General features: G+C 44.1%; 7 protein-coding genes. 1 reads left to right on the forward strand and 6 read right to left on the reverse strand.

Annotation, left to right across the window (positions count from 1 at the left end; all coding sequences use genetic code 11):
- Positions 1-5: 5 nt before the first annotated feature.
- From MiSe_RS34575 to MiSe_RS34600, 6 genes are all read right to left on the reverse strand, one after another.
- Entirely contained in the window at positions 6-425 is a 420-nt protein-coding gene (locus MiSe_RS34575) for a hypothetical protein (protein ID WP_226588698.1), read from the reverse strand.
- On the reverse strand, positions 422-1,663 hold the full coding sequence (gene csx10 / locus MiSe_RS34580) for a type III-D CRISPR-associated RAMP protein Csx10 (protein WP_226588700.1): 1,242 nt from the start codon (positions 1,661-1,663) through the stop codon (positions 422-424). The genes MiSe_RS34575 and csx10 overlap by 4 nt, the downstream gene beginning before the upstream one ends.
- Positions 1,660-2,376 (reverse strand): RAMP superfamily CRISPR-associated protein, encoded by a 717-nt coding sequence (locus MiSe_RS34585; RefSeq protein WP_226588702.1) that lies wholly within the window; start codon positions 2,374-2,376, stop codon positions 1,660-1,662. The genes csx10 and MiSe_RS34585 overlap by 4 nt, the downstream gene beginning before the upstream one ends.
- Positions 2,373-4,751: a type III-B CRISPR-associated protein Cas10/Cmr2 gene (gene cas10, locus MiSe_RS34590; protein ID WP_226588704.1), complete on the reverse strand. Its 2,379-nt coding sequence runs from the start codon at positions 4,749-4,751 to the stop codon at positions 2,373-2,375. Before cas10 ends, MiSe_RS34585 begins: the two co-directional genes overlap by 4 nt.
- Before the next feature lie 972 nt (positions 4,752-5,723).
- Positions 5,724-6,323: an HD domain-containing protein gene (locus MiSe_RS34595; RefSeq protein ID WP_226588706.1), complete on the reverse strand. Its 600-nt coding sequence runs from the start codon at positions 6,321-6,323 to the stop codon at positions 5,724-5,726.
- Positions 6,316-7,728 carry a TIGR03985 family CRISPR-associated protein gene (locus MiSe_RS34600; protein ID WP_226588708.1) on the reverse strand — a complete coding sequence of 471 codons (1,413 nt, stop codon included), beginning with the start codon at positions 7,726-7,728 and terminating at the stop codon, positions 6,316-6,318. The genes MiSe_RS34595 and MiSe_RS34600 overlap by 8 nt, the downstream gene beginning before the upstream one ends.
- A gap of 631 nt (positions 7,729-8,359) precedes the next feature.
- Here MiSe_RS34600 and MiSe_RS34605 point away from each other — a divergent pair.
- On the forward strand, positions 8,360-8,923 hold the full coding sequence (locus MiSe_RS34605) for a hypothetical protein (RefSeq protein WP_226588711.1): 564 nt from the start codon (positions 8,360-8,362) through the stop codon (positions 8,921-8,923).
- Positions 8,924-9,185: the final 262 nt, after the last annotated feature.

The raw sequence follows: 9,185 nt of genomic DNA on the forward strand, positions 1-9,185 counted from the left end.
ACAGCCTAAGATTGACCTTTATTTTTATACACTAAATAGCGAGCGCCATAACCTAAATAGCGCCGGGTAAGTTCTAGCCAAATTTCATTATAAAAATCCTCGGCGTTGGCTGATTTAGCAATTTCATTAGCAACAGGTTTTAGGGTTTTATCAATATCATGAATGATTTTTTGAGCTAAAGATTTTGGCCCTCTGCCCCACTTTTTATCGCGCCCTACTTGATAAAGTAAAAAGTTTTTGATAACTGCTGTACTGTCAGTTGTATCAGCAACCCTTACTAGGTTACGAAATTGCGACTCTTCTAAATCACCGTAAGAACTTGTATCATCTAAGGCTGTTTGTATGTCAGTAACTAACTTATCTTCAGCTTGGCGAATTCCTTTTTGAATTTTGAGTTGTTTTTGTGGATCTAGTGATTCGCTCATACAGCATTCTCCCGAAATATAAGATGAAATTCGTTGCAAATTTGTATTTGACCAAAACCTTCGCAGGCGCGATCGCCTACTCCCCTCACTTCCAATTCTCCTAATTTCTCAACCCAAATATCGCGTTGAGTTGTACTGAATAAATAAACGCCTCCTTTATTTGTAATCAATTCCACATCTTTCATCAATCCCCAAGCTGAATTCCAACCGGATTTATAATCGTAACTGCTGTAAGCTGCTTCTAGTTTCAAGGATGAATCTTCAACAGCAGCAAATTGTTTCAGCATGGCTTCAGAAATAACGGTGGTGCGTCGCCAGTTTTCGGTTAGGATAGCGTCAGATTGCAAGTCGAGGGTGAAGTAGGTGCGATCGCCTGGTAATTCCGCTAACGGATTCCCAAATATTTGCCATTGCTCCCAGCGCTTGCGGAGTGCGTCAGTAAATTTGGCGATGCGATCGCTTACATCTATTTTAGCATCAACAGGCTCTTTTGTCTTAATTTCAACTCTTCCTAATCCTCTGGAAGCCGAACCACCTAAACGAAAGTTTTGACTCCGAGAGTCGATAAATTCTTTCAGGGAATCTGCTAATTCATCTGTTACTAAAATTGCGCTGCTGTAAATCTCAGGTTTCTTTTTTTGTACCTGGGATTCGTTCAAAACTTCAATGCTGTAAAGAATCTCATCTTCAGCCGTTGCGCGTCGTCGATTGATGCCTACTCGCGTCAGCAAGCGTTTATCGGCTGAATGAGTGTAATAGTTTTTGCCCAGTTTACTATAGAAACCAGTATACGCATCAACTCTCTCCCAATCTTTTGGACAATTTGGATCGTAGGGATAACCATATCTATCAGCACAAAAGCGATCGATTAATGTATCAAAAACACCATTAGCACCCTTTTTAGTCTTAAAACCTGAGTCATTTTTAGAACTAAGTGCTGTTGCAGGTACAACTCTAATATCAGATTGAATTTCAATTCTGCTTTTTCTTATAACAGCGGGATAGGCATTTTGAAATATTGCTGAGGTTTCACCTAAAAATAAAGTTTGAAAATCACCACCATTTTCGCTTAAATTGCTGAATTGATGACCCGATTGATTTAAAATTTGAGCTGCAACTGCTCCCCGAATAACTGTACCGGGAATATAGTCCACAGCTTCACTGATGGAACCACCGGGTTTTTGTTTCGCGATCGCCAGTGGAGATAAAGCCTTAATTTCTAGTTGAATGCGCTTCATTTCTCCCCTCCTTTGGCTAAAACATTCCAAACATTTTCATCGATCTCAAACTTGGGTAATTCTTCCCAACTCAGCCATCCTAAACCAGCGGATTTACTTCCTCCCAACGCATGAATATGTTTCAAACCAGCCAAAATTAGAGGTTTGGCATATTCAGGACAATCTGGTAGTAAGTGAATCCCCCCCTCAAACCTGAGTTGAGCATTCGCTGGCGAAGTCTCTAAAAAGTAAAGTTTCTTCTCTTCTGCTGTACGACGGCGGCGGTTAATTGTGACACCCGGACGCAAAACTTCGGGTAAATTTTCTGGTTCTTCAGTGCAAATTAAGTCATCAAACATTACCCGCGATGGTAAAACCGGATCGCCAAAAATTTGGCTAATCAAACAGTGGTATGTTTCCTCATATCCGGAAACTTCATACTCGCTGCGTTGAAATTTAACAGGTGCATTTTGTCTGCGGATAACCATTTTTCCCGCACTCGGAGATTCGCAAATTTCCCAACCTAAACCTCTAGCAATTTTCTCGCATTCGTGTCGCAAACGACCTTTAATTTGAGAAGCTGGAATCAGCAAGTTTCCTTCAGCGTTTCGGATAATTGGTTTATCTGCTAATGACCCAGAAGATCCACCCGCACCTACGCACAAAGCGGTATCGATAATGGCAGTAATTTTGTGCGTTTCAACTGAGTTGGACAATTGTTGGAGAAAGATCATAAGTCAGCCTCCTGAGTAACAAGCTGTTGTTGGGATGAGTCAGATTCTTCGCCTATCTCAATAAAATCATAAAGATCTGCCATCTCGCGCCAAATTGTTTCGTAAGTTGTTGACTTATCTGGTTCTTTCAGCGATGTCCAAGGTGCTAAATTGCCTTTATTATTTTGCTCTTTTGGTTTGCACCATGCTTTTTCAAAATATTCTTCTAGTTCCTTTTGTCCTTGTTTGAGCCTAACTCGGAAATAACGGTAGTTGAGCATTGCTGTATGTTTCCCTCTTTCCAGCAAACTGCGGATTTGGTAAAGTTGCGATCGCGGAAATTCAGCTTGTTTTAAAGCACCAATTGATTTAATCAATCCTCCCAATTCGTACAGTGTATAAGGTGCAGCGTATAGTTTTAATTTTTGCATTCGCTCTTTAGTTAATGCTTCTTGGCGAAACTCCTCAATATTGGATGAAATCATCGTCACGCCTTTCAGAACTAAAAAGTCAACTGTCCCGCCACAATAACCAAGTTTTTTGAGGCTTTTAGCATATTTTTTGGCCGATTTAAGTAACTGTTCTGTCAGTCTTTTGGCGTAGTAAATTGGCATCTTGTAATCTGTAATTAATACACCAATCGACATACTCAACTGACAGTTAGATGGAGTGGCTTGTTCTTTTGGGTCAGAGTAACGATGATATAAATTGGGATTGATTGGTTTTTCAGCAGATTTAATTTGATAATCTCCCTGAATTTTTACCTCATTGGGCGCCACTTCTTTGAGCAAGATTTTTTCAAATTGTTCGCCGATGGTTTTAGCGATCGCTAATGCCTGACTCGCTGGTACAATCAATATAATATCATCTCCCCCAATCGTGATAATCTCAAAAGGATGAATCAAATCGCCATCTTTAAATCCTGATTCTTCTTTGATGCCTTTGAGTTCGCGCGGGTGGAGATTTTCGGCTAAAGCTTGATAAACAGCGTGTTCCGTTGCTGTGAAAACATCTTCGCTAAATTCTTTATATTTTTGGGGTGTGCGAATTTTTTGAATCAAGCCTCCCATGTTATTACCATCTGCATAGATATAAGCCACAAAACCATTACTAACTTTGCTAAGATGGGTTAAAGATTGGCAAAGTTTAACATCTTCTAAATTAGAATTGCCACAGTATTTTCGATGCTGTTGGGTATTTTTATGCAAAAATTTTTCAAATTTATCTACCCAACCTTCAATAATGCCACGTTGCCAGGTTAATCCAGTAGTATCTTCATACCATTTAGGTTGTAGAGAAAATCCTGTTTTGGCGCGATCGCTTACCAGTCGTTTTCTCATAGAGGCTTCAGAAAACGCTGATTCGCTAGGCAATTCTCTTGTTGGAACTATTGCGATAATACTTCTCTTTTCGCTTTCATCTCTTTTTAAATAAGGATGGGTTTCAAACATCGGTGGGTAGCGGCGCGTTGGGCGATTTTGAATGACGTTGCCGCTGCGACGTTGATTGAATAAAATTGCCAGTCTGGTAGTTAATTCGTTAAAACTTTTGCGATTTAAAAATGCCTCTTCCAAAGATGCAGCCTTGGGATTGCAGCGTTCGCTAGACTGCTTTTCTGGGTTGCCAAAATAAGCTTCAACCAGCGAGTTTGTGTAAGCTTGACGATACTGTTCTAACCAGAATGTGCTTTCAATTGGGTCTTTAAATAAACCAAATCGAATTTCTAGCAACCTAAAAGTATCGCCGACTGCACAAGAGTTGGCTGTCAGTGTTTCCTCGGTGTAGCGTTTTTCAATCGCATTTGCTAAATCGTCAACAAACGCCGCCGGACAAAAGGCTAAAATATTACCACCCGTCGAGTAAACGATTAACTCAGGAATTAAAGCTTCGGTTATTTTCGGCTGGTGAGCAAAGTTCTTATTCAGCCATTTTCTAATCTCTGGACATTCAATATTATAACGGTTTCTTGCTTCTGGTTCTAGTTCTGCTTCTGGTTCTGGGTCTTTATTAAAAAAAGCAGGCAAGTCAATTAAATTAATTCGGTCTAGAAGTGATGAAGCACCGCGAATGTCGGGGAGTTTTGGCGCTTCAAATACATATTGTTTAATCTTGGTCGCCTTCCCGTAGACTAAGCCAATGGGTGTTTTTTGCTCCCACAATTCGCGATAATCTTGCTGCAATTGTTCGAGGGTTGCTGGAAAATAGTTGTCACCAATAGCTTGGAGTTGCTGCACTTGCTTAACGATCGCTCGCACTTTCTCCGGTACTTCCTCCCCATCTATCAAAGCCTGTCGCATTTGCTGCAATATACTCAGATCGAACCGAGGTGCGTACTTGTCACCCCAAGCAAGACACCAGGAAAGCGCAATTGTCATCGATTTGTCAGAGTCAATCATGTTAGGGTTGCGGCTAGTTTGAGTTGGAGTAGGCGTCGCCCTACTCTTTTTATTGTTGTGCCATTATCGCATAGCCCTGGAAGTTGACTCTTCCAAAAGCAGAATTGTGTTTGGATCGCCTGGATGAATTTGATAGACGCAACGCCTGAACTGTATTTTCGTCCCCTTGCAGGGTGATGTTAATGCAAACGATGCTTGCAAAGGCAACTGCGGCAAACAAGCAGGAAAGTTTCTGTCCCCTTGCGGGGTGATGTTAATGCAAACTACCTTCAGCCAGTTTGACGCGATCAGCTACACCCTCACGTTTCCGTCCCCTTGCGGGGTGATGTAACTGTAAAGAGTTTGTCCAGGAAGCCTTACCAGGACTGGGTTTGGGCCTGCAAATCGACACCACAAAATTTTACTGTCAATAAACAGGGGGTCATTTGCAATAAACGGAAAAATAAAAGCTGGAAACCCAGACTGTGAAAGCAATCGACACCAGTCAACGAAGTTATGCGGTTTTCAAGGTTCGGCGGAGTGGTGTCGATGACACGATACAAAATAAGGTAGGGTAAAAAAGAAAAAATTGTCAACCCCCGCAAGAGAGAAAGTTTGGTGGCAGTTGGGAGAGCAAGCGATCGCATCTCCTCAAGTTACCAAACTTTTTGCCTGGGCGATCGCCCGTTCAAGTAAGTGGGAATAGAAAGGCGATCGCAAAATCAGAAGCGTTTTTCGCCTAATTCCTTCAGCCTTTAATTATGGCAATACTCTGCGTAAATTAGATACGGCAAAATATCATATCTCTCACCTGCGCTTCCAACCCGCCAGCGATTTAAATCGCTGGCTAATAGCGAAAGTCCACTGAAGTGGACTAACAGTTTTTCCAGTCGGATTTATCCGACTTCAGCTATGAGACGGGGAATTGATTCCCCGTCGGTTTGTGACAACTGGCGCAAGATATAAAGTGCTTTATTTTCATAGCGATCGCATTCACAAACCCACTTTCTCAGATCGCCAACCACCCAACTCTCTCACACTCTTTTCCAATTCCTCAACCATCCAACTCCTACTCACCTGACGATAAACTTCCAATTGCGCTTGCTGCAACCACAAAATATCTTCTTTACTCCCGCGAAACTGACTCCAAATCGCCTCTCCTTTTAGCCGCAAATTGATTAACATCCCGCGAATATTGTTCAATTTATCTGCTAGCATCACCCGCTGCACCGATGGAGAGGCGCAACGCAACTGTGCTAAATATTGCAACTTGTGTTCTTTCCAATTGGGAAATAAACTCGCATCTGGTTCGGTGCAACCATCGACAATTTCCACTACCTTTTCCCCAAACCGATGTAAAATTTCTAACCTGGTTGCCGCCCCGCCTTGGTCTTCCACCGCGTCGTGCAACAAAGCGGAAATTGCTTCATCTTCATCTCCGCCATCTTCCAATACCAACGCCGCTACTCCCAATAAATGGGCGATGTAGGGAACGCCGGTGACTTTGCGACGCTGCTTTGCGTGGAGTTGGGTGGCATAAATTAGCGCCGCTTCAAAGCGCGAGGTTAAATTTGTTACCGAAATATCATTCATGATAAAGCTGCGATTCTTGTTGTACTTCCCTGGCTGCACGCGATCGCAGTTCCACGGGTAGCAAAATTTCTACGCGGGGTCGCCACGCCCGCAAGCGCTGCATCACGTTGGGGTCGTCTTGGCGATAGGTGGCGCGGTAGTATGCATCACCAGGCGATCGCGCGCGCCACACTTTCAGCATCGCTTCTCGCTGTTCTCCGGTTAATGTCTGGCGAATCAGTTTTCCCACAGTTTGATAATCCACCGACTTAAACGTGGCGTGACGATAGGTATTGCGGATATAACGGTCATCCCACTCCCGGTCAAATCTCAGTAATAGCGTCAGGGCTGGTTGGTAATAATCGAAACCCCAAGCTTCTGCCATTGCCAGTTGAATCTCGTCTGGTGTGGGCAAAGTCCCCGTGCGATACCGCTGTTTTAGCGCCGGGGGAACCCGCGCCGCCTCCCAACTCAGGGGTTCGATCCTCTCGATGCGGTCGAGGCGATAGTTGCGCCAGTCGAGTTGTTTCGCTTCTCCGGGCGGCAGTTCCCCGAACGCACAGAGATAAGGGCCGCGCTGGTAGTAATAGATACACACGGGATAGACAACGGCGGCGAGGGTTTTTTGCCGCGAAGCATTCCAGTAAGTGAGTAAAATCGGCGGGACGACTTTTTGTTCCCACAAGCTGCGGAGTCGATCTTGCAATTCATCCACGCGGTCTATATTAGCGATGACATATTCAACGTGGACGAAAAAGCGTTGTTGACCTTCCAGACGCGCAGAAAGATTATCTGCGATCGCTGCCAAATCCGGTTGCGTGAGAAACTCTAGATTGTAGGTGAATAAACCTGCATCCGCTTGTCCCACTGTACTGGGTGTGAAAGGGCGATCGCTCACCCGATAATATAGATGACCGCTGCGTTTGAGCCATTGCAATTCTGCCAAAACTTGCAAATCCGCCGCCAAGGCGCGGCGAGTCAAACCAAACAGACGAGTTGCATACAATTTGTGCAGGTTATCCGGACAGAGATGGTGCTGGATAAGGGATTGTTCAAATTGCTGCTGCTGTTGTTCGACTTGCGACGCTTCCTTGCTTTCCTGCAACAAAGTTTCCCATTCCAACTGGGTTAAATTGAGATTGGGACTAAATAACCAAGCCGCAACAGTTTTTGCACAGAAACATTGCAAGTCGTGCAGTCTGGGTTTTTCTTCCCTCTTTGTGTGCGTTTCGCTGAAGAAAGCATCCCGCCAATCCGCATAGCCAAACGGATCGGGTAAATTGAGCTTAGTTCCTGCTTCCCCATACAGAAAATGCAGCCACACCCACAAGCGCACCGCTTGTAGCAGTTGTTGTTTTAAATTTCCCCGCGCCAGCCATTGCAGTAATTCTACGCTGGGTGGGTCGCTCCAAGGTGGGTTGAGCATTTTTGCATACCTGTGTGCGATCGCTTTTCTACTATCCCTCATCCTGGAAGCGTGCGATTCCAAATTTTTCTGGTTAGCTTTCCGTCCCCTTTCGGGAAATAGTGAATTGCGACTCAATATCGATCTATTACCTTGCAACCGGATTTGAAGTTTCAATCCCCTTGCGGGGAGTAGTGAATTGCGACCTTACCAATGTATTTCCAGACCTGCTTCAGCTACATGACAGTTTCAATCCCCTTGCGGGGAGTAGTGAATTGCGACTTTGAAGGAAGCGCAAAGTATAATAACCGAGAACATGGGCGCGTTTCAATCCCCTTGCGGGGAGTAGTGAATTGCGACTCAAAAACCTGCAGGCTTTACCCAAAGCCACAATGGAGTTTCAATCCCCTTGCGGGGAGTAGTGAATTGCGACACTCGTCTTCCACAACTTCGGTTGTGGATCAGTCCAGTTTCAATCCCCTTGCGGGGAGTATTGAATTGCGACGGGAGATAAGCTGTATATGACTCCTGCCGGATTTCAAGTTTCAATCCCCTTGCGGGGAGTAGTGAATTGCGACCCCTCGATTTGAAACCCTTACCCTGTAAGAGTTCTAGAGGCCATTTCCGACGACCTCTGATTTAGTGGCTACAAATGAGCGATTCTCATTATCAAAAACGCTCTCAAATCGTTACAGGACAATACACCGAGCATCTCCACGTAAGAACAAGGGTTGCAGCCATTTGCCGAGATCGTCGGAAAATTTTAGATTTATTGAATTTTCAAGGTGCAGAAGTTTTGATTTTGTTTGCCAGCGCGTCTCAAATTGGAATAATTGATGACTATTTTGATGATTTCGCTAATCGAGTTAATTGTCAAGCGGTGCAAGAGAGATTTAGTCGCAGATTGGAGAGCGATCGCATCTCCTACTCTGCTGCTGCAAAGACTTGCGAGGCGTTGAGTTCCCAGTTTGGGAAAGTTGGGGAGACAATAGACCTCTGGCAAAAACATAGAGCTTGCCAGGGAATCAATTCCCAGATCTTACAGCTAATGTTCGTTAAAATTCAGATCTTGCATCAATCTCATAGCCCGCCAGGGAATACAGCGGATTGCTTGCTGAGTGAGGTACACCTTTGTTTGTGTAGCGGCACCCTTAAGGGTGCCGCTACACAAACAAAGCGATTTCGCTGTACCTCACGCGGCTGCAAGCCGCTATAAATTCCCTGGCTAATAGCGAAAGTCCATTAAAATGGACTGAAAGCCTTTAATCATCAGTATTTAGTCCACTTAAGTGGACTTGTGCTATTAGCCGGTGATTTAAGCCCTGCAATAAATTACAAGGGCTTTTAGCGAACTGAAAGCCTTTAATCATCAGTATTTAGTCCACTTAAGTGGACTTGTGCTATTAGCCGGTGATTTAAGCCCTGCAATAAATTACAAGGGCTTTTAGCGAACTGAAAGCCTTTAATCATCAGTATTT

The organism is Microseira wollei NIES-4236, from assembly GCF_020521235.1.
Classification (GTDB): Bacteria; Cyanobacteriota; Cyanobacteriia; order Cyanobacteriales; family Aerosakkonemataceae; genus Microseira; species Microseira wollei.